20 protein-coding genes and 7 tRNA genes are annotated in these 20,233 nt (G+C 53.8%); all 27 read left to right on the top strand.

What is annotated here, in order from left to right; translation table 11 throughout:
• Positions 1-263: 263 nt before the first annotated feature.
• The 27 genes from rplS (at position 264) to I2G69_RS14475 (ending at position 19,512) form a co-directional block, all read left to right on the top strand.
• On the top strand, positions 264-608 hold the full coding sequence (gene rplS / locus I2G69_RS12075) for a 50S ribosomal protein L19 (protein WP_087233396.1): 345 nt from the start codon (positions 264-266) through the stop codon (positions 606-608).
• 67 nt (positions 609-675) lie between these two features.
• Positions 676-1,299: a signal peptidase I gene (gene lepB, locus I2G69_RS12070; RefSeq protein ID WP_330610167.1), complete on the top strand. Its 624-nt coding sequence runs from the start codon at positions 676-678 to the stop codon at positions 1,297-1,299.
• A 24-nt stretch (positions 1,300-1,323) separates the two neighbouring features.
• The gene (gene lepB, locus I2G69_RS12065) at positions 1,324-1,914 is read left to right on the top strand and encodes a signal peptidase I (RefSeq protein ID WP_237966558.1); all 591 of its coding nucleotides are present in this window, start codon (positions 1,324-1,326) and stop codon (positions 1,912-1,914) included.
• A gap of 21 nt (positions 1,915-1,935) precedes the next feature.
• Positions 1,936-2,817 carry a ribosome biogenesis GTPase YlqF gene (gene ylqF, locus I2G69_RS12060; RefSeq protein ID WP_087233399.1) on the top strand — a complete coding sequence of 294 codons (882 nt, stop codon included), beginning with the start codon at positions 1,936-1,938 and terminating at the stop codon, positions 2,815-2,817.
• 7 nt (positions 2,818-2,824) lie between these two features.
• A complete protein-coding gene (locus I2G69_RS12055) occupies positions 2,825-3,442 on the top strand; it encodes a ribonuclease HII (protein ID WP_191362813.1) in 618 nt (205 codons plus the stop codon).
• Positions 3,439-3,801 carry a YraN family protein gene (locus I2G69_RS12050; RefSeq protein ID WP_207740587.1) on the top strand — a complete coding sequence of 121 codons (363 nt, stop codon included), beginning with the start codon at positions 3,439-3,441 and terminating at the stop codon, positions 3,799-3,801. Before I2G69_RS12055 ends, I2G69_RS12050 begins: the two co-directional genes overlap by 4 nt.
• Complete coding sequence (locus tag I2G69_RS12045) at positions 3,788-4,714, top strand: dipeptidase (RefSeq protein ID WP_195450819.1); 927 nt, start codon at positions 3,788-3,790, stop codon at positions 4,712-4,714. The genes I2G69_RS12050 and I2G69_RS12045 overlap by 14 nt, the downstream gene beginning before the upstream one ends.
• Before the next feature lie 129 nt (positions 4,715-4,843).
• Positions 4,844-6,358 (top strand): threonine synthase, encoded by a 1,515-nt coding sequence (gene thrC / locus I2G69_RS12040; RefSeq protein ID WP_087233408.1) that lies wholly within the window; start codon positions 4,844-4,846, stop codon positions 6,356-6,358.
• A 38-nt stretch (positions 6,359-6,396) separates the two neighbouring features.
• Entirely contained in the window at positions 6,397-7,092 is a 696-nt protein-coding gene (locus I2G69_RS12035; RefSeq protein WP_087233496.1) for a metallophosphoesterase, read from the top strand.
• Positions 7,093-7,430: 338 nt separating this feature from the next.
• A complete protein-coding gene (gene tig, locus I2G69_RS12030) occupies positions 7,431-8,762 on the top strand; it encodes a trigger factor (protein ID WP_087233411.1) in 1,332 nt (443 codons plus the stop codon).
• Positions 8,763-8,945: 183 nt separating this feature from the next.
• Positions 8,946-9,527, top strand: a complete 582-nt coding sequence (gene clpP / locus I2G69_RS12025) for an ATP-dependent Clp endopeptidase proteolytic subunit ClpP (protein WP_087233499.1) — start codon at positions 8,946-8,948, stop codon at positions 9,525-9,527.
• A 55-nt stretch (positions 9,528-9,582) separates the two neighbouring features.
• The gene (gene clpX / locus I2G69_RS12020) at positions 9,583-10,890 is read left to right on the top strand and encodes an ATP-dependent Clp protease ATP-binding subunit ClpX (protein ID WP_087233414.1); all 1,308 of its coding nucleotides are present in this window, start codon (positions 9,583-9,585) and stop codon (positions 10,888-10,890) included.
• Between the two features lie 215 nt (positions 10,891-11,105).
• On the top strand, positions 11,106-13,541 hold the full coding sequence (gene lon / locus I2G69_RS12015; protein ID WP_195560826.1) for an endopeptidase La: 2,436 nt from the start codon (positions 11,106-11,108) through the stop codon (positions 13,539-13,541).
• Between the two features lie 45 nt (positions 13,542-13,586).
• Entirely contained in the window at positions 13,587-14,186 is a 600-nt protein-coding gene (gene yihA, locus I2G69_RS12010) for a ribosome biogenesis GTP-binding protein YihA/YsxC (RefSeq protein WP_195560825.1), read from the top strand.
• Positions 14,187-14,389: 203 nt separating this feature from the next.
• Positions 14,390-14,707: a YerC/YecD family TrpR-related protein gene (locus I2G69_RS12005; protein ID WP_087233423.1), complete on the top strand. Its 318-nt coding sequence runs from the start codon at positions 14,390-14,392 to the stop codon at positions 14,705-14,707.
• Positions 14,704-15,447 (top strand): class I SAM-dependent DNA methyltransferase, encoded by a 744-nt coding sequence (locus I2G69_RS12000; protein ID WP_087233426.1) that lies wholly within the window; start codon positions 14,704-14,706, stop codon positions 15,445-15,447. Before I2G69_RS12005 ends, I2G69_RS12000 begins: the two co-directional genes overlap by 4 nt.
• Positions 15,448-15,462: 15 nt before the next feature.
• The gene (gene hslO / locus I2G69_RS11995) at positions 15,463-16,350 is read left to right on the top strand and encodes an Hsp33 family molecular chaperone HslO (RefSeq protein ID WP_087233429.1); all 888 of its coding nucleotides are present in this window, start codon (positions 15,463-15,465) and stop codon (positions 16,348-16,350) included.
• A 167-nt stretch (positions 16,351-16,517) separates the two neighbouring features.
• Positions 16,518-16,594: transfer RNA gene (locus I2G69_RS11990), tRNA-Val, on the top strand.
• Positions 16,595-16,600: 6 nt separating this feature from the next.
• Positions 16,601-16,677: transfer RNA gene (locus I2G69_RS11985), tRNA-Asp, on the top strand.
• 5 nt (positions 16,678-16,682) lie between these two features.
• Positions 16,683-16,758, top strand: a tRNA-Phe gene (locus I2G69_RS11980).
• A gap of 5 nt (positions 16,759-16,763) precedes the next feature.
• Positions 16,764-16,839 (top strand) — tRNA-Gly (locus I2G69_RS11975).
• A 7-nt stretch (positions 16,840-16,846) separates the two neighbouring features.
• A tRNA-Cys gene (locus tag I2G69_RS11970) sits at positions 16,847-16,921 on the top strand.
• Positions 16,922-17,100: 179 nt separating this feature from the next.
• Positions 17,101-17,189 (top strand) — tRNA-Ser (locus tag I2G69_RS11965).
• 41 nt (positions 17,190-17,230) lie between these two features.
• Positions 17,231-17,320, top strand: a tRNA-Ser gene (locus I2G69_RS11960).
• Between the two features lie 1,186 nt (positions 17,321-18,506).
• A complete protein-coding gene (locus I2G69_RS11955) occupies positions 18,507-18,737 on the top strand; it encodes a hypothetical protein (RefSeq protein ID WP_087233432.1) in 231 nt (76 codons plus the stop codon).
• Between the two features lie 30 nt (positions 18,738-18,767).
• Positions 18,768-19,322: an RNA 2'-phosphotransferase gene (locus I2G69_RS11950; protein WP_087233435.1), complete on the top strand. Its 555-nt coding sequence runs from the start codon at positions 18,768-18,770 to the stop codon at positions 19,320-19,322.
• 7 nt (positions 19,323-19,329) lie between these two features.
• A complete protein-coding gene (locus I2G69_RS14475; RefSeq protein WP_442858896.1) occupies positions 19,330-19,512 on the top strand; it encodes a DUF4261 domain-containing protein in 183 nt (60 codons plus the stop codon).
• The last annotated feature ends 721 nt before the right edge of the window (positions 19,513-20,233 follow it).

Below are 20,233 nucleotides of genomic sequence, written 5' to 3'. Positions count from 1 at the left end.
TAACCGGGACCCCCACATAAAAAAATTGACTTGGCGAAGGTTGTTGACCTTTGCACAAGTCAATAATAAATCTCGCGAAGATGCGAAAAAGCGGAAAAAATCCTTGCACGTTTTGGCGGATTGTGGTATGATATATAGGCATTTGGAAACCGCCGCACTCTTTCGGTGGGGTTCAGTGCCCGGATGATTCCGCGACATTGAAGCGGACAGTCCTCTGCCGGATCACACCGGTATGAATGTCTGAAAAATTTAGGAGGATACACATGGACGCATTGAAATTGATTGCTCAGGATTCCGTAAAGACGGAAATTCCCCAGTTCGAGGTTGGCGACACCATCCGCATTGATGTTAACATCCGCGAAGGTGACCGCGAGAGAATTCAGGTGTTTGAGGGCACTGTGATCGCCCGCAAGGGTTCCGGCATCTCCGAAACGTTTACGGTTCGCCGCGTTTCCTATGGCGTCGGCGTGGAGAGAGTGTTCCCACTGCATTCCCCGAACGTCAAGGGTATTAAGATCGTTCGTAAGGGCCGTGTACGCCGTGCAAAGCTGTACTTCCTGCGCGACAGAGTCGGCAAGGCCGCGAAGGTCAAGGAACAAATCAGATAAGCATTCGATGGAAAAAGGGACATGTGATGTCCCTTTTTTGTTTATCGCACGGGGAGGAATGTCTTCCGTGCAGTTGAGAAAGCAGGTGGATTTGGCTATGGAGCAACAGAATCTTTCCCCCAGAGAGGATGACGCTGCGGTTGCACAAGACCCGCAAAAAGGTGTTGTCAAAAGCTGTTATGAGTGGATGGAGGCGATTATCCCCGCCCTGATCCTCATTATGGTATTTTTTACATTTGTAATCCGTAGCATTACCGTCTCGGGTCCGTCGATGGAGCCCACCCTGATGGACCAATATAAGGTATGGGTGTCCTGCGTCGGCTATACCCCCCAGGCGGGCGACATTGTCGTTGTGGATGGTTCCGGTACGCAGCTCGACGAGGTGATCGTCAAGCGCATCATCGCCATGGAGGGCCAGACTGTGGACATCGATTTTGACAACGGCTATGTCTATGTGGACGGCCAGCAGCTCGATGAGAGCGCATACATCGAGAACGGCATCACACGGGATCAGTATGATGTGGAGTTTCCCCAGACCGTTCCGGAAGGCCATGTCTTTGTGTTGGGGGACAACCGCACGGTCTCCAAAGACAGCCGCGATTCCGAGGTCGGGATGATCGACCAGCGCTGTATCATCGGAAAGGTACAGATGATCTATCAGCCGTTCTCCGAATTCGGATGGGTTTCGTGATGAAAAAAGGAGCTCTGGTCCCTGTTGAATGAGAGGGAAAAGATGGAATATACCGGCGGGCCGCGCCATGCAGTCCAGCCGGTGAAACGTTTTGTGGCGCACTGCTATGAATGGCTGGAGGCGTTGATCTCTTCGCTGATCGTAGTGGTGCTTCTGTTCACCCTGCTGTTTCGCATCGTCAATGTGAGCGGGCCTTCCATGCTGCCGACCTTACAGAGCAACGACCGCGTCTTGTTGACGAGCTATTTCTACCAGCCAAAGCAGGGGGATGTGGTGGTAATCACCCATACGGCAAAGCTCCAGGAGCCGATCATCAAGCGTGTGATCGCCTTGGAAAACCAGACGGTGGACATCGACTTTGAAACCGGAACGGTCTATGTGGATGGACAAGCTCTGGATGAAAGCGCATATATTGAGAACGGCATCACCACGCAGCCGTCCGACTATACCTATCCGCTGACGGTCCCGCCGGGGCATCTCTTTGTGCTGGGGGATAACCGGGCGGTGTCCAACGACAGCCGCAGCAGTGCGGTGGGGATGATCGACGAGCGGTATGTGCTGGGCAAGGCGGAATTCGTGGTATTTCCCTTTAGCCGTTTTGGAAAGATTCTATAGAAACACGACAGGAGGGATCGTATGAGCGAAGCACAGTCCATTCAATGGTTTCCGGGCCATATGACGCGGACCAAGCGGCAGATTGAAAAGAGCCTAAAGCTGGTGGACGCGGTGGCCGAGATCATCGACGCGCGCATTCCGGTCAGCAGCCGGAACCCGGTCCTCGACAAGCTGATCCAATCGAAGCCGCGCGTCATTTTGATGAACAAGTGCGACATGGCGGACCCGGCGCAGACCGCCCGCTGGATCGCGTATTATAAGGCGCAGGGGATCCCCGCGATCGCCATCGACTGCAAAACCAACAAAGGATTGAACGGATTCATCCCGCTGGTGAAAGAGGTCTTGAAGGACCGCATCGCCGCATGGCAAGCAAAGGGCATGGTGTGCCGTCAGATCCGCGTGATGGTGGTGGGCATCCCGAACGTGGGGAAAAGCTCGTTGATCAACCGCCTTTCCAAGGGTGGCAAGGCGAACGTCGAGGATCGTCCGGGCGTTACACGCTCTAACCAGTGGTTTTCGATTGCAAAAGGTTTTGAGCTCTTGGACACCCCCGGCGTACTCTGGCCGAAATTCGAGGACAAGGAGGTCGGGGAACACCTGGCTTTTACCGGCGCCGTCAAGGACGAGGTGGTCGACACCGAGCATTTGGCTTCGCGGCTGTTGGAGGTCCTGCGGGACCGCTATGCGGATGCGGTCAAGCAGCGGTATAAGCTCGGGGACATTGACCTTTCCGAATTAAAAGGATATGAGATTTTGGAATGGATCGGAAAAAAGCGCGGAATGCTGATTTCCGGCGGCGAGATTGACACAGAGCGCGCCTCCATTGCGGTGTTGGATGAATTCCGCGGCGCAAAGATGGGGCGTATTACGCTGGAGGCAGCCCCTGCCCCGGCGGGAAAATGAGGTGCGTATGGAACAGATCGACTGGTTTGCACACGAGTCGGCGGCGCGCCAACGGGGATTTGTACAGGTATGCGGCATCGACGAAGCGGGACGCGGCCCTTTGGCCGGCCCGGTGTTCGCTGCCGCTGTTCTTTTGCCCGTGGGCGTGCAGATCGAAGGACTCAACGATTCCAAGAAATTGAGCGAAAAAAAGAGGGAGCAGCTCTTTGACGTCATCCAGGAAACGGCGATCAGTACCTCCATCGCATTTGCCACAGAGCAGGAGATCGATGAGATCAACATCCTCCAAGCGACCTTTTTGGCAATGCGCCGTGCCTGCGAGGGGCTTTCTGTCCGCCCGGATTATGCCTTGATCGATGGCAACCGCATGCCGCCCCTGGATATCCCGGGGGAGACGATCGTGAAAGGGGATGCCTGTTCCGCCAACATTGCGGCCGCATCCATCTTGGCGAAAGTGAGCAGGGACCGTCTGATGCTGGAGCTGGACAAGCTCTATCCGGAGTATCAGTTTGCCAAACACAAAGGGTATGGGACGAAGCTGCACCGGGAGCTCTTACAGCAATATGGGCCGTGCCCCATCCACCGGCGTTCCTTTTTGAAAAAGATTCTGGGGGAATCCCTTTGAACAGTGGTGCGTTTGGCGAAGAATGGGTCGCCTGGTATCTGCAAAAGAAGGGCTGGGAGATCTTGGAGCGGAACTACCACAGCCGGTATGGGGAAATAGACATGATTGCCGTGGACGGTCCGTATATTGTCTTTGTAGAGGTCAAAACCCGCTCGGCGGATTCGATCGCCGGCCCGCTGGAAGCCGTGACGCCGGGCAAGCGGAAACGGCTCATACGCACGGCGCTGGATTATTTGCAGGCGCATGAACTGGATCTGCAACCGCGCTTCGATGTGGCGGCGGTTGTCGTCGGGCAGGGGGAACCGTCCGTGGAATACCTCGAAGATGCATTTGATGGAGGCGGCTATGAACTATTTTGACCTGCACTGCGACACCATTGCGGAGTGTTGGAAACAGAAAAAGGACCTCTGGGACAACGACCTGCACCTTTGCTTAAAGCGCGGTGCAGCATACCACCCTTGGCTTCAGTGTTTTGCCGCATGGATTCCCGACGAGCTGCGCGGGGAGGCGGCTTACCGCTACTTTGAAGCGGTGTATGGGGAACTCTTGCGCCAAGAGACTCTGCACGGCGATAAGCTCAAGATCTGCCGGGATGAGGAGGATTTCCAGGAGGCGGCGCGGACGGAAAAGTGCGGCGCAATTTTTACCGTGGAGGGCGGCGCGGCGCTCGGCGGCCGGCTCGAGCGTGTGGACCGGCTCAAGGAGTGCGGCGTCAAAGCGGTCACGCTCACCTGGAACGCCTCCTGCGAGATCGGGGACGGCGCGGAAGTGGCCCATCCCAAGGGGCTGACGCCGTTCGGCCGGGAGGTTGTGCGGGAGCTGGAACGGAACCGCATCGCGGTGGATGTATCCCATGCGGGCGAACCGCTCTTTTGGGAGGTGGCAGAAAGGGCCCAAAGGCCGTTCCTGGCCACGCATTCCAATGCCCGCGCGCTCTGTAACAATCCGCGCAACCTGACGGACAGCCAATTTTGCGCGGTCCGGGACCGGGGCGGCGTGGTCGGTGTGACCTTTGTGCGCCGCTTTCTGGACGACTCTTGGGAAGCCGGTGTGGACGACCTCTTGCGGCACATCGAGCACTTTCTTTCTTTGGGCGGCGAAAAGACGGTTGCTCTCGGAGGGGATTTTGATGGAACGGACCTTCCGGACGGCATGACGGGGGTCGAGTCCGTGGAGGCACTGGGGGACTGTATGTTGCGGCATAATTACCCGGAATCGCTCGTCCAGGCAATTTTTTTTGACAATGCATACCGTTTTTTCACTTCTCTTTGACAACTGTACATTTCTATTATAAAATAGAACGGCGACAAAAGCGCGGCTGAAAATCTTCAAGCGTTCCCGCATCCGCTGGGGGCTTTCAAACGCGCTTTGGGACGGCGGAAAACAGAAGGAGGAAACAACATGAACTATCAATGCACAAGGAATAGCGCCGAGCATGTCTCCGCGGCGCAGGCCATTGCGCAGGGAATCAGCGAGGATGGGGGCCTTTTTGTGCCAGAAAGCCTGCCGCAGTACGATTCCTCCGTGCTGGAGGGGATGAAGGACGGCACATACCTCGACCGTGCAGAGCGGATTCTCGGAGATTTCCTGACGGATTTTACCCCGGAGGAAATTCGCGAATGTGTGAAGAAGGCCTATGGTGGAGAGAAATTTTCCGGAGGGCATCCTGCGCCCCTGGTGGAGCTGCCGAATTGTCCGGCCCCCGTGCATCTCTTGGAGCTTTGGCACGGGCCGACTTGTGCGTTTAAGGACATGGCGCTCCAACTTCTGCCGCACCTGTTGACGAAATCCCTGCAAAAAATCCACTCGGATAAGACGGCGGTGATCCTGGTGGCGACCTCCGGCGATACCGGCAAGGCGGCTTTGGAGGGCTTCCGCGATGTGGCGGGGACAAAGATCATGGTGTTCTATCCGCAGAACGGTGTGAGCGCGATGCAGAAGACCCAGATGACCACCCAGGAGGGTGAAAACGTCGCTGTGTGCGCCATCGAGGGCAATTTCGACGATGCACAGACCGGCGTGAAGCGCATCTTTACCGATCCGGCGATGAAGGAAACCCTAGCGGAAAATGGCATGATGTTTTCCAGTGCGAATTCCATCAACTGGGGACGCCTTCTTCCGCAGATTGTCTACTATTTCTCCGCGTACAGCGATCTCCTGAAAGTGGGAAAGGTGCAGCTGGGGCAGGAAATCAATATTGTCGTGCCGACGGGCAACTTTGGCAATATTTTGGCCGCATATTATGCGAAGAAGATGGGACTGCCGGTCCATAAGTTGATCTGTGCCTCCAACGCGAACAATGTGCTGACGGAGTTCTTGCGCACAGGCGTGTATGACCGCAACCGCCAGTTCTTCACAACGATTTCGCCGTCCATGGATATCCTGGTATCCAGCAATCTGGAGCGCCTGCTGTATGACCTCACGGGGCGCGACAGCGAGCGCGTGGCGGGCTGGATGCAGCAGCTCTCCGAGACCGGACGGTATGAGGTAGAGCCGGAGATTTTGAAACAGTTGCAGGAGATCTTTTACGCGGGCTTCTGCGACGATGCACAGACATGCGGGGCCATTCATGAAATCTACAATATGTCCCACTATGTTTGCGACACGCATACAGCGGTGGCGATACAGGTGTACCGGCATTATCTGGCGGAAACCCAGGATACGAAAACGCCTACGGTTGTTGCTTCTACCGCAAATCCCTATAAATTCGCGACCAGCGTCCTGCTGTCGGTTGACCAAACGAAAGCAAGTGGCGACGACCTTGCCAATGTGCGCGCTTTGGAGGCGCTCACCGGAGCGCCCATCCCGCAGCCCATCGCCGCGCTGGAAGGAAAGCCGGTCCGCTTCACCCAATGCTGTACGCCGGACGGCATGAGCGATATGGTGCTCAGCGGGCTGGGCATCGCAAAGGAATAAAAGCTTCCGGCCTTCCATTTTTAGAAAGGACGATTACAATAGCCGTATTTGCAATTGCGGACCTGCATCTTTCCTTGGGCACGGATAAACCGATGGACGTCTTTGAAGGATGGCAGGACTACGTACAAAAACTGGAAAAGAATTGGCGCGCTGTCGTTTCTGAAGAGGACACCGTGGTGATCGCCGGGGACATCTCCTGGGCGATGCGCCTGGAAGAGACGGAGAAGGATTTTGCGTTTATCCACTCGCTGCCGGGAAAGAAATGGCTTTTGAAGGGGAACCACGATTATTGGTGGTCCACCCGGAAAAAGATCGATGCTTTCCTTGCGGAGAAGGGGTTTGACAGTATCGGCGTGATCCATAATTCAGCGGTGCTCGCGGACGGGATGGCGCTCTGCGGTACGCGCGGATGGCTTTATAACGCAGAGAGCGACGAGGACGTCAAGATCGTCAATCGCGAGGTTGGGCGGCTAAACGCCTCCATCGACGATGGGATCCGGCAGGGCGGCGACCCGGTGGTGTTCCTGCATTACCCTCCCGTATACGATGGGGCGGAATGCCGGGAGATTCTCGACGTCCTGGTCAAGCGGGGGATTAAGACCTGCTATTTTGGGCATATCCACGGAAGCCAAGCGGCGCGGCGTGCCATCACCGGCGAATATGCCGGGATTAAGATGGTGCTGATTTCCTGCGACCATCTGAAGTTTTTGCCTCTGCTGGTCCGAGGAGAATAAAAATTTTACACGGCAGGCCGAGAGAAAAGCGGAGAGGGGGAAGGAAAGCCCTTCCGCTCCGCGCAAGCGAGGCTTTTCCTTGCAAAAACCCGTAGCGATGGCCATCTCAGAGGCTGTTCGCAGGCTGGTGTTCGAGTGAAAAGGCAGGAGCGGTACTGGAAGAAAGGCTCTTCCGTCTCGCTGCGCGGCTTCTCTTTTCAGAAGGCCTTCGGGCGGTCCAGTGGTTGCCTTCGGCGTAGCCGTGAACATTTTTTGAATATTTTTACAATGGGTAGAATATCCTGAACTGTTGTGCTATAATAACTAAGATAATTTGCAATTTTGCAGGAGGAATAAAAATGGCTCTGAAATCAAGCAATAAGGTTGACACCAATCGCTATCAGCTGGAAGTTGAAATCGACGGCGAAACTTTTGAAAAAGCGGTGGATCAGGCATACCATAAGCAGAACAAGAAAATTGTGATCCCTGGCTTCCGCAAGGGAAAGGCTCCGCGCGCTTTTGTCGAGAAATATTATGGCCAAGAGGTCTTCTATGAGGATGCGATCAATGCGCTCTATCCGGACGCATTGGAAGAGGCTGTCAACGAAGCGAAGCTTGACATGATTGAAGATAAAATTGATTTTGACCTCGTTTCCGCCGGCAAGGATGGTCTTGTTTTCAAGGCGACCATCACCACCAAGCCGGAAGTGCAGATCGAGGGATATAAGGGCATTGAAGCGAAGAAGGCGAAAGTTGCCGTGACCGACGAAGCGGTTGACGCAGAAATCGCTAAGGTGCAGGACCGCAACTCCCGCATGGTGACGGTGGAAGACCGCGCTGCGCAGAACGGTGACATCGCTGTGATCGACTTTGAAGGATTTGTCGACGATGTCGCTTTCGAAGGCGGCAAGGCGGAAAACTTCAGCCTGACGCTCGGTTCCGGCCAGTTTATTCCGGGCTTTGAGGAGCAGATCGTTGACCATAAGACGGGCGAAGAGTTTGACATCAAGGTGACCTTCCCGGAGGATTACCAGGCCAAGGAACTCGCAGGAAAAGAAGCGGTGTTCAAGATCAAGCTGCATGAGATCAAGATGAAGGAACTGCCGGAAGTGGACGACGACTTTGTAAAAGACGTCAGCGATTTCGATACGCTCGACGAGTACAAGGCCGATGTGCGCAAGAAGTTGGAAGACGCAGCGGAAGCCCAGGCCAAGGACGGCGTGGAGAACCAGCTGATCGACAAGCTCGTGGAATTGGTCCAGGCGGAGATCCCGGAGGCAATGTATACGAACCGTATGAACGACGACGTCCGCGATTTCGCTTATCGTTTGCAGTCCCAGGGCCTGAACTTGAATACATACCTGCAGTACACGGGTATGAATATGGACGGACTGCGCCAGTCCTTCCGCCCGCAGGCAGAGCGCCAGGTCAAGGTTCGCCTTGCACTTGAAAAGATTGCACAGCTTGAGAACATCCAGCCGACCGACGAGGAGATCGAGGCGGAGTATGAGAAGCTGGCGAAGAACTATGAGCTCGACGTGGAGAAGGTCAAGTCCTTTATTCCGAAGGAGGAGCTTGTCAAGGACATCGCCGTGGAAAAGGCCATCCAGGTTGTGCGCGACAATGCAGTTGTGACCGAGGCCGACGAGGCGGAGGACGCCAAGGCAGAAGACGCGAAGGACGCGGAATAAGTTTGTTGTATAATCAGCGGAAAAGCGGCCAAAGCTCTGTACGTGTTTGTCACCGAGGGGGCGCAGGTCTCCGCTGCTGAAGCCGCCGTGCTTCCCACGCGGAACACGGCGGCAAGCCCTTTATAGATTTTCGCGTGGAGAATCGAGGATTCTACGATGATTTTTGGAAATAGCTATACCGATATGAGCTTGGTCCCCTACGTGGTGGAACAGACGAGCCGCGGAGAGCGCTCTTATGACATTTTCTCCCGCCTGCTCAACGACCGCATCATTATGCTGACGGAAGAAGTGAACGACACGACTTCCAGTTTGGTAGTTGCGCAGCTGCTCTACCTGGAAGGACAGGACCCAAGTAAGGATATTTCCCTCTATATCAACAGCCCCGGCGGTTCCGTGACTGCGGGCCTGGCCATCTATGACACCATGCAGTATATCAAATGCGATGTATCCACGATTTGCATGGGGATGGCGGCCAGCATGGGTGCATTTTTGCTGGCGGCGGGCGCCAAAGGCAAGCGCCTTGCGCTGCCCAACAGCGATATTATGATCCATCAGCCGAGCGGTGGCGCCCAGGGGCAAGCGACCGATATTCAGATTCATACGAACCATATCCTACAGACCAAAAAGCGCCTGAACCGCATCCTTTCTGAGCGCACTGGCCAGCCGCTGGAGGTAATCGAGCGCGATACGGAGCGCGATAATTTCATGACCGCGGAGCAGGCGATGGAATACGGCCTCATTGATAAGGTGATTGAACATCGTTGAGGGAAAGCGCTTCCTGTAGGAAACCTTTTGTGATTGAGATAGGTTGGTGATACGAATGCCCAATAACGACGACATCAAAGAGAGAGGCATTTGCTGCTCCTTTTGTGGAAAGCCGCAGAGCGAGGCGCGCCGGCTGATCGCCGGCCCCGGCGTTTATATCTGCGACGAATGTATCGAGCTGTGTATGTCCATCTTGGAGGACGAAAACAGTCTGAACACCCGTAAGAGCAGCTACAGCGAGACCTCTGCCGTGCTGCCAAAGCCGCAGGAAGTCAAAAAACAGCTTGACGAATATGTGATTGGGCAGGACGAGGCCAAGATTGCGCTGTCCGTGGCAGTCTATAACCACTATAAGCGCATTTACTACGGAAAAGACGATGTGGAGCTCACAAAGAGCAATGTGCTTTTGCTGGGACCCACGGGCGTTGGAAAGACACTTCTTGCACAGACACTGGCCAAGATTCTGGATGTGCCGTTTGCCATCGCGGATGCCACCACACTGACAGAGGCCGGTTACGTGGGCGAGGACGTGGAAAATATTCTGCTGCGTTTAATTCAGGCGGCAGACTACGATATTGAGCGTGCCGAGCGCGGGATCATCTATATCGACGAGATCGATAAGATTGCCCGCAAGTCGGAGAACCCGTCGATCACCCGCGACGTGAGCGGCGAGGGTGTGCAGCAGGCTTTGCTGAAGATTTTGGAGGGAACGATCTCGAACGTGCCTCCGCAGGGCGGGCGCAAACATCCCCAGCAGGAGTTTTTGCAGATCGATACTTCCAACATCCTGTTTATCTGCGGCGGAGCCTTTGACGGATTGGAGAAGGTCGTGGAAAAGCGCACGGCTTCCTCTTCGATGGGATTTGGTGCGGATGTCCGCAGCAAGAAGGATTTGGATACCACAGCTTGGATGCAGGATGTCATTCCGCACGATCTGGTCAAATTTGGTTTGATCCCGGAGCTGGTGGGCCGTTTGCCGGTCATCGCCGCGCTGAATGGGCTGGATGAGGATTCGTTGGTGCGCATCCTCACAGAACCGCGGAATAGCCTGCTGAACCAGTATAAGAAGCTGTTCCAGCTCGACAAGGTGGAATTGGTATTCCAGCCGGAAGCACTGCGGGCAGTTGCACGCAAGACCATAGAGCGCAAGACCGGCGCACGCGGTCTGCGGAGCATTATGGAAGAGATCTTGACGCCGCTGATGTACGAGGTACCCACAGACTACACGGTGGAACAGGTAACCATTACGCCGGAAACGGTGGAGAAGGGCGAACCGCCTTTGCTCACCTATAATCCGGATCGCAAGCCTGTTAAGATCAAGATTACAACGTCGAGAAAACGCGGGAGAAAAGATACCGCGTGATGCGTATCCGCGAACGGCGGGGCGCAATCGATTTGAAGAACGATGGCTGTTGCAGCGGGGCGGCTGAAAAGCCCTCCGCCTTGCGGCAGCCATTTCTACTAGGAGCGTCCCCACTTGGATTTCAGGATTTTTGAAGCAAAAGGAGGGCGCCGCAGAAGAGCCAAAGGATCCCCGGATGCTTTTCCGGATGTCTTTGGGCACTTGGAGGGATTCACATGAGTACGATTGAATTGGCCAATAGGCGAGATGAGAATATGGTACTGCCCGTGTTGGCCCTGCGTGGACTGGTGGTCTTCCCAGGGATGATGCTGCAATTCGACGTAGGCAGAAAGAAGTCGATTCTGGCGCTATCCAAGGCCATGGACGAGAATCAATTGATTTTTCTCGTGGCGCAGAAGGATCTGGGCGAAAATGAGCCAAAGTTCCAGGACTTGTACCGCATCGGTGTGGTGGCGAAGATCAAACAGGTGGTGCGCCATCCGGAGGACGGCGTGCGGGTGTTTGTGGAGGGCCTATACCGGGCGGAATTGGAGAGCCTTCAGGAGAACGAGCCGTTCCTTCTGGGGGAGGTCCTGCCGGTTCGGACCCGTGCCTACCGCCGGACCCAGCGCAGCGAGGCGTTAATCCGCTTTACACAGACCCTTTTTGAGCAGTACCTGCAAAACTACAGCCGCGTCCCGCCGGATATTGTCGTCGGTGTGGTGCAAAAGAAGGATTGTGGGGAGCTTGCGGACTTTATCGCTGCCAATATCATGTTCGATTATGAACAGAAACAGCGCATTTTGGAGGAGCTCTCCCCGGTCAAACGCTTGAACAAGCTCGTGGAGATCTTGCAGCGTGAAGTGCAGGTCCTTGAGATCGAAAGCCAGATCAGCGAGAAGGCCAAGGAGCAGATCGATCAGAATCAGCGGGAATATTTCCTGCGCGAGCAGATGAAGGCGATTTCCTATGAGTTGGGAGAGGACGACAATCCGCAGGAGGAGGCTGACGAATTCCGCGACCGCATCGCAAAGCTCCAGCTTCCGGAATTGCAGGAGAAAAAGCTCCTGAAGGAGTGCGACCGCTTGGCAAAACTGCCGTATGGCTCGCATGAGGCAGGGGTGATCGTGGGCTATTTGGAGAATTGCCTGGAACTGCCTTGGAACACCACCAGCAAGGAGCACATTGACTTAGAAAAGGCGCGTAAAATTCTCGATCGCGACCATTATGGTTTGAAGAAAGTCAAGGAGCGCATCCTGGAGGTCTTAGCGGTTAAAAAGCTATCGCCGGATATCAGGGGGCAAATCATCTGCTTGGTTGGGCCTCCGGGCGTTGGCAAGACCTCCATTGCGCGTTCGATTGCAGAGGCTATTGGGCGCAAATATGTGCGCGTCTCCCTCGGCGGCGTGCGGGATGAATCCGACATCGTGGGCCACCGTAAGACGTATGTGGGCGCCATGCCGGGACGTATCATTTCGGCCATCAAGCAGGCGGGGACAAAGAACCCGCTGCTTTTGCTGGACGAGATTGACAAGCTCAGCCACGATTTCCGCGGTGACCCGGCCTCCGCGCTTTTGGAGGTTCTGGATTCCGAGCAAAACGCCACCTTTTACGATCATTATATCGATATGCCGTTTGATTTGAGCGATGTCATGTTTATCACAACGGCAAACGATTATAGCGCAATCCCAGAACCGCTGGCGGACCGTATGGACGTGATCACATTGGGAAGCTATACCCATGAGGAGAAATTCCAGATCGCGACTAAGCACTTGATTCCCAAGCAGTTTAAAAAGCACGGCATTTCCTCTAAGCAGGTTCGCATTCAGCCAGCCGCTGTACATGCGCTGATCGACGGTTATACCCGCGAAGCAGGCGTGCGCAATCTGGAAAGGCAGGTCGCCGCGCTGTGCCGCAAATGTGCGGTCAAGCTGGTGGAGGACGGCGAGGCGAAAATCACCATCGCTGCAAAGGACTTGGAGGGACTTCTGGGGCCTGCGAAGTTTAAGAACGACGATTTGCACAAGACGGATGAAGTGGGCCTTGTCAACGGATTGGCCTGGACAAGCGTTGGCGGCGAGCTTTTGCCGATCGAGGTGGCGGTGATGGAGGGCACTGGAAAGATCGAGTTGACGGGTTCCCTGGGCGATGTCATGAAAGAATCTGCGCGCACCGCTATCAGCTGCATCCGCACGCGTGCCTCCATGCTGGGAATCGACCATAATTTCCACGCAAAGTATGATATTCACATTCATGCGCCGGAGGGAGCGATCCCGAAGGATGGACCTTCCGCAGGCACCGCGATGGCGACGGCGATCACTTCGGCGCTATGCAATATTCCGATCCGCCACGATGTGGCGATGACAGGGGAGATTACCCTATTGGGCCGCGTATTGCCGATTGGAGGCCTCAAAGAGAAGACCATGGCGGCGTACCGCGCGGGTATTAAGACGGTCATCATTCCGTCGGACAACGTGCCGGACCTTGCTGAGGTGGACGACGTGGTCAAAAACAGCGTGCACTTCCTGCCGGTGCAGAAGGTGGACCAGGTTTTGGAGGCCGCGCTGGTGCGTATGCCGGAGCCGAAGCTGGAATCTGCACACACGCCCTCCGGCATCCTGCCCACTGCGGCGGGCCAAGCGGCGGCGACGGCGCCGCAGCTCCCGCAATAGGCGGGGGCACCCTGGGAAACAGACCAGTAGAAAGGGGAAATCCCAATGAATTTCCAAAATGCCGCGTTTGAGTCCGCGTCGGGCCGCGTGGAACAGCTCCCCCCCTCCAGCGTGCCGGAGATTGTGTTCTCCGGCCGCTCCAATGTGGGGAAAAGCTCGTTGATCAATAAATTGCTGAACCGCAAATCGCTGGCACGTGTCAGCGCGAAGCCGGGGAAGACAGGGACGGTCAATTTTTACCGCCTTCCAGAGTGCCGCCTGGTGGATCTGCCGGGTTACGGGTATGCGAAGGTTTCCGCCTCGGAAAAGCTGCGTTGGGCGGAGCTGGTGGAAGGATACTTAAATGCGGGCCGGAATATCCGGCTGGTGGTGCAGATCGTGGATTTTCGCCACATGCCCACCCAGGACGACCTGCATATGATCGACTTTTTGGTGCAGGCAGGCTTGCCGTTTTTGATCGCTGCAACAAAAAGTGACAAGCTCAACAAGACGCAGCGTACACAGCAGCTTGACGCCTATTGCACGTTGTTTGAAGATTTGCCGGACACGCTTCTCATTCTCTTTTCCGCGGTAAATGGGGAAGGCGTTGAGGAGATGCGCAGGCAAATCGAGTTGGCCTGCATGGATTCTGTGCAGGATTCCTAAAAAATAGATTATTTTAATTGCTTCTCTAGGAAATATGTCGTTTGCCCCTTTACTTTTTTACTTTTATGTGCTAAAATTTTATCTTACTATAGTAGTTTCATAAATCGGAATTTACATCGCTTTTGTGAAAATGGGAGCGGCTTATTTTCGATGGGGTCCCTTGTCCGTGGGATTGCTATAAATATAATAGGGAAGTGATCTTTTTGAACTCCAAGATCAAAGATGAGAGTGTTGATTTCCTGTTTCAGGCGATTCTTTCCTTGAAAACAGTGGATGAATGCTACAATTTTTTTGAGGACCTTTGCACAGTGCCGGAGATCAAGGCAATGTCCCAGCGCCTGTTGGTGGCTCATATGTTGAGCACCAAGCGCGTCTACAGCGATATAGTGGCGGAGACGGGCGCCTCGACAGCGACCATCAGCCGCGTCAACCGCTCCCTCAACTACGGTTGCGACGGCTATGCCTTAGTCTTTGGACGTTTGGACGCAAAAAATGGGGAACATAAGGAAGAGGACAAATGAGTTACGCTTCCTTTGCACAGTACTACGACAGTTTGACACATAATGTGGAGTATGCGCGGCGGGCAGATTATCTCTGCACATTGCTTGCGCATCTGGGCCATGCGCCCGGTTTAACGCTCGACCTCGCTTGCGGGACCGGCAGTCTGACGGTGGAATTGGCAAAGCGGGGGATGGACATTTATGGAATCGACGGGTCTGCGGATATGCTCTCGGTTGCACGCCAAAAGGCGGCGGAGAGCGGCCTGGACCTGTTGTTTCTATGTCAAAAAATGCAAAAGCTCGATCTTTACGGCACAGTGGATACGGTGATCTGCGCCTTGGACAGCATCAACCATTTGACGCTGGAAAAGGATGTACAGACCGCCTTTGACCGTGTGTCCCTGTTTATGAATCCCGGCGGCTGGTTTCTCTTCGACGTCAATACGGTATATAAGCACCGCCATGTATTGGCCGACAACATCTTTTTGTATGATACCGACGAGGTCTACTGTATTTGGCAGAACCATTATGAGGAGAAGAACGACCGCGTTGGCATCCAGCTGGATTTCTTCGGCCGGGAGGGGAACCTGTACCATAGAAGTGGGGAACACTTCTATGAACGCGCCTATCCGCAGGAACAGCTTCTTCACATGCTGAATCAAGCGGGGTTTGACGTGGTGTACCGCTTTGCGGATCTCAGCTTGGAAGAGCCGGGCGAACAGGAAGAGCGTGTGGTGTTTGCTGCGCGCAAAAAGAAATAGGATGGTTTCGATTGTATGGATAGACTGATCAGATGTATCACATCGAATGGGGCAATTATGGCCTCGGCGGTGGACTCCACCGTTTTAGTTGCAACGGCACAGCAGGTGCATAACACCAGCCCTGTGGCGACTGCCGCACTTGGCCGCCTGTTGACGGGCGCATCCATCATGGGGGCGATGCTCAAAAAGGAGGACGCCTCCCTAACCTTAAAGATCAATGGTGGCGGCCCGCTGGGGTCGGTTGTGGCAATTGCGGATAGCCACGGAAATTGCCGTGGATGGGTGGAGCATCCTGAGGTGGACCTTCCACTCAAGCCGAATGGAAAGCTGGATGTGGGCGCTGCTGTGGGGCAGGATGGACTGCTGGGCGTGCTGCGCGATTTTGGTTCCGGGCAGCCTTATATCGGCCAGGTGGAGATCGTCTCCGGCGAGATTGCGGAGGATATTACGAACTACTATGCGACCAGCGAACAGATCCCGACTGTGTGTGCTCTGGGGGTGCTGGTGGACAAGGCCGATCACAAGCTATTGCTGGCGGGCGGTATGCTGGTGCAGGTGCTCCCGGGTGCGACGGATGCGGATATCACCCAATTGGAGCAGAATGTGGCGGTGTTGGAACCGGTGACCACCATGCTCGCGAAGGGGATGACCATCGAAGACATGTGCAGGGCGGTCCTCCAGGGCTTTGAGATGGAGATCCTTGACGAATCTCCCGTGGCCTATGCCTGTAATTGCAGCAAGGAACGCGTGGAGAACGCGCTGGCGACGCTCCGCCCAGAGGAGATCCGCACCTTGGCCTTGGAAGACGGATTTATGGAGGCCAAGTGCCAATACTGCAACCGCGCCTATCGCTTTTCTCAAGAGGAATTGGATAAACTTGCGGACAGTGTGGCGAAGAAATAAGGGATTCTGTAATTGCGTTTTATGGGAAAATAGCCGCCTTGCGGAGGCTTATAGCGGCATGGCGGCATCCCGAAAAAAACTAGAAAAAATTTGAAAAAAGGTATTGACTTTTGCAGGCTCTTATAGTATTATATAACACGTCGCTGATGAACAGCAGCGAACGAGAAGGGGGTATAGCTCAGCTGGTTAGAGCACCTGCCTTACAAGCAGGGGGTCATAGGTTCGAGTCCTATTGTCCCCACCAATATCCGGCTCGGTAGTTCAGCTGGTTAGAACGCTAGCCTGTCACGCTAGAGGTCGACGGTTCGATCCCGTTCCGAGTCGCCATATTTGCCTCTGTAGCTCAGTTGGTAGAGCAGGGGACTGAAAATCCCCGTGTCGATGGTTCGATTCCGTCCGGAGGCACCATTTATGCGAACGTAGCTCATCTGGTAGAGCGCCACCTTGCCAAGGTGGAGGTAGCGAGTTCGAGCCTCGTCGTTCGCTCCAACTTTTTGGCGTCATAGCCAAGTGGTAAGGCATGGGTCTGCAAAACCCTGATTCCCCAGTTCAAATCTGGGTGACGCCTCCAAAAATTTTATCCCTGCACCAGATCGGTTGCAGGGATTTTTTGTTTATTTTTAATTGTTTCTATGTCATGCAATACAGAAGAACTATCGCTATTTTACAAAAAAATTAAAAATAATTGCGGAAAATGATTGACAAAGCGGTTGAAATACAGTATAATAATTTTCGTTGCAAACGAGACTCGGAGAGGTGTCCGAGTGGTTTAAGGAGCTGGTCTTGAAAACCAGTGACCTCGCAAGGGGCCAAGAGTTCGAATCTCTTCCTCTCCGCCACATTTCTCTCAAGTCACATATTTTTTGAAATTCACCAACATGGAGAAGTACCCAAGTGGTGAAGGGGCTCCCCTGCTAAGGGAGTAGGTCGGGTAACCGGCGCGAGGGTTCAAATCCCTCCTTCTCCGCCAGACTGAGTCTGGACGCAATCCGCGTTCCGGACTCAGTTTTTTTGTTAAGCTTTCTTCTCGCGCTTTGGGTGGGAATCTATTTTGTAACAGACAGCCAGACCTACGGTCAGAATTTGCGACCGCGTTTTTTTAAACTTTAAAGCTTTATGCCCGTGCTTGTAGCGGATATCTATTTCGTAATGGTCAGATAGAATCGATTACCGCATGAATGCTGAAAATCCAGTGTCCATGCAGTTTTTCTTTGTTTTGCGGTGTTGAAATTAGGCAATTAAGTTTGTTATCCATAGGTAAAAAACATGAGATTTCAAATAAAATGGAACACGGAATTTACTTTTTAAGAAGGCGATCAAAATCGTTGTTGGCCTCTTTTTTCGCTTTTGAGGATGACGGCCTTAATTTGTTGCAGTTTGCTACAGCTTCAGGATATAGATTGGGACATATGGTTCTTAGAAAATCAGAAGGGCTATTTCCCTTATCTACTCATTTATGCTATAATAAAACTCAATCCAGCCCTGTCTATTCCATACCGGCTAATAACAATGAGGTTTGTATGACCAACCTGCATAAATATGGCTCTAGCAAGTGCCTGAGCTACGATAGACAAGGACTACAGAATTGCGAGACCACAGCCGTAAGGGTGTGCTACTTTTTTGCGGCCTTTTTCTAGCCCTGCGTCTCTCCGTCATAAAGACAGACAGGCGCAGGGTGCTTTTTTGTCCGGAGGTAACGCCATGTCACAGAATGATATTTCCCTGAGCTCCGGGAGATGTTGGAGACAGGTTCGTGGAGAACCGGTTGGATACGAATGATCCAAGCGGGGCCAGTCATTGGCTATGCAGGGAGATGATAAGGTTCTGGAACCCCCTGCTGACGTTAGAGAGAAATCCCGACAGTGATGGAAAACTATATGTGAACCGGTCGGTTTATTCCCAATCGGTTGGAACGTTGATAAAGAAGGTCGCTGCATACAACATTTAGAAGGCTACAGTGATAGACGGCATGGAAGGTACCCTTATAGACGATAAGGTTCTAGGGGACGAATGCTAAACCAGACGGTGAGCCTCTTCTATGGAAAATGGATAGGACGAGAGATGGAGGCCGTAGATATTGAGAATAAGAGCACCAGGACCCGTGCCCAGAATGTGGCCAAAGAACGGTTGCCGACTGCGAGACCTAGGAAGAGATAATGCGGAAATTTGCGGCGAAGGAACTCACTGGTCAGGAAGAGGATCGCGCACAGCTGCTGGGCTGGCTGATGGTTCAGGGTAGCATGTTCGGTGAATGCGACCTGGTGACCCAGAGCTATTATTGGCGCAGCGGTTGGGCCAAGATCCGGAAAAGTCCGCCCGCGGACCAAAGTGGAACTTGTGAAGCGCAGGCGTTGAAACTGGAAGGGCTGTGCAGAAGAAGCGTGTAGGATCTCATAGATAAACTTGGAGGATTAACCATGAAAAAACCTGTATTGGATCTCACTAGGATCAGCAAATATATGAGTTTAATTTTACGGCATAAACCGGAGGCCATCGGGATTGAATTGGATGCACACGGCTGGGCAAATGTAGACGCACTTCTAGCGGGCATCGGCAGGAAGTACGCCATTGACCGGGGCGTTCTAGAGGAAATCGTGAGGACGGATGGAAAGCAGCGGTATTCCTTTAATGCAGACAGGACAATGATCCGTGCGAATCAGGGCCATTCTATCCCGGTGGATGTGGAGCTTCCCACAGCCGAACCGCCGGAAACACTGTTCCACGGGACTGCTGAACGGTTTGCTGCTTCCATCGAGGCACAGGGGCTGCGCCCAAAGAGCCGCTTGTATGTGCATCTCTCCAGCAATGCGGAAACAGCGGAAGCGGTGGGCCGCCGGCATGGGGAGCCGGTCATCTACCAGGTGGAGGCCGGAAAAATGCACCGGGATGGGTATATCTTTTACTTGTCTGCCAATGGCGTGTGGATGACGAAAACGGTTCCAGTTCCATATCTGAGAAGATTAGAGAGGTGAACACCCTATGCATAGCTTATGGCAATGGGATGCAACCGTTGGAATGCACGCCCTTTTTTCGCCAGATTTTCCGCATCGCTATGATGATATGGCTCGCAACAGGGTGATAAATCACGCCTACAATTTGGCCTCCTATATTCTGGAGAATAACAACCCCATCCAGGACAGGGCAAAACGGGAGATGGTGTAATAAACGGACGGATGGGCCGAGACATTCAATGGAAATGCCCGTACGAAAACGCCTTGGTCTAGTTGCCCCGTGAGGTGCTGGATGTTTGCATGGGCGAATATGCGTCCGGGGAAAGATCTTAAAATCATGTTAAGGATGTAGATATCGCGAAAGACGGGGATAGTCCAGTATCCCAGTAGGCGGATCATTCCATTGTACAATAACCGGCGCCACGGTTTCCTGGTGGAGGCAGGTGCCCACCTTTCTTTTATTGTTCAAAAAAGGCTGCAAGGGACGGAACCTGGTGAACAAGGCGTAATGGAAAAGAGGCGAGAGTTTGGATTTCCTATCCATCTATCTGGACATATGAGGATCAGCGTAGAGGAGAAAATGGCCATCGTCCGGTGGCAGCGATTACTGTGCCACAAAGGCGCTGGTTTATTTGATGGATTCCCTAGGCAAAAAGTTGCTGGATGGCGTTCCGGCGAAGTCTAGACGATCGCGTACGATTGTGAGGAAGAATGGAGCGCTAGACGCGCGCCTTGACATGCCCCGGAGAAGGAATGCTTTTGGCCATATCCTGTTGGGCGGGAAGATAGCGGCAGAACTGTGGACAGCTTTTCAGGAAAAGGCCCTTTCGCCCCTGGATCTAGGCAGGGGAGCGGCCCACGAAGATGGTAGGGAGAAGTTTGGCGGCTGTTCTCTTCCATTTGAAATAAATGCAGAGTGATATAAATTGCTG

The sequence above is a fragment of the Anaeromassilibacillus sp. D41t1_190614_C2 genome (assembly GCF_015558525.1).
Taxonomy (GTDB): domain Bacteria; phylum Bacillota; class Clostridia; order Oscillospirales; family Acutalibacteraceae; genus Anaeromassilibacillus; species Anaeromassilibacillus stercoravium.
The sequence above is the reverse complement of the archived record's forward strand: the minus strand, read 5'-3'. Positions and strand labels throughout refer to the sequence as shown.

Coding starts and splice junctions, on each gene's coding strand:
- rplS (WP_087233396.1), top strand. CDS start 264: ATGGACGCATTGAAATTGATTGCTCAGGATTCCGTAAAGACGGAAATT.
- ylqF (WP_087233399.1), top strand. CDS start 1,936: ATGAGCGAAGCACAGTCCATTCAATGGTTTCCGGGCCATATGACGCGG.
- I2G69_RS12055 (WP_191362813.1), top strand. CDS start 2,825: ATGGAACAGATCGACTGGTTTGCACACGAGTCGGCGGCGCGCCAACGG.
- I2G69_RS12045 (WP_195450819.1), top strand. CDS start 3,788: ATGAACTATTTTGACCTGCACTGCGACACCATTGCGGAGTGTTGGAAA.
- thrC (WP_087233408.1), top strand. CDS start 4,844: ATGAACTATCAATGCACAAGGAATAGCGCCGAGCATGTCTCCGCGGCG.
- tig (WP_087233411.1), top strand. CDS start 7,431: ATGGCTCTGAAATCAAGCAATAAGGTTGACACCAATCGCTATCAGCTG.
- clpP (WP_087233499.1), top strand. CDS start 8,946: ATGAGCTTGGTCCCCTACGTGGTGGAACAGACGAGCCGCGGAGAGCGC.
- clpX (WP_087233414.1), top strand. CDS start 9,583: ATGCCCAATAACGACGACATCAAAGAGAGAGGCATTTGCTGCTCCTTT.
- lon (WP_195560826.1), top strand. CDS start 11,106: ATGAGTACGATTGAATTGGCCAATAGGCGAGATGAGAATATGGTACTG.
- yihA (WP_195560825.1), top strand. CDS start 13,587: ATGAATTTCCAAAATGCCGCGTTTGAGTCCGCGTCGGGCCGCGTGGAA.
- I2G69_RS12000 (WP_087233426.1), top strand. CDS start 14,704: ATGAGTTACGCTTCCTTTGCACAGTACTACGACAGTTTGACACATAAT.
- hslO (WP_087233429.1), top strand. CDS start 15,463: ATGGATAGACTGATCAGATGTATCACATCGAATGGGGCAATTATGGCC.
- I2G69_RS11955 (WP_087233432.1), top strand. CDS start 18,507: ATGCGGAAATTTGCGGCGAAGGAACTCACTGGTCAGGAAGAGGATCGC.
- I2G69_RS11950 (WP_087233435.1), top strand. CDS start 18,768: ATGAAAAAACCTGTATTGGATCTCACTAGGATCAGCAAATATATGAGT.
- I2G69_RS14475 (WP_442858896.1), top strand. CDS start 19,330: ATGCATAGCTTATGGCAATGGGATGCAACCGTTGGAATGCACGCCCTT.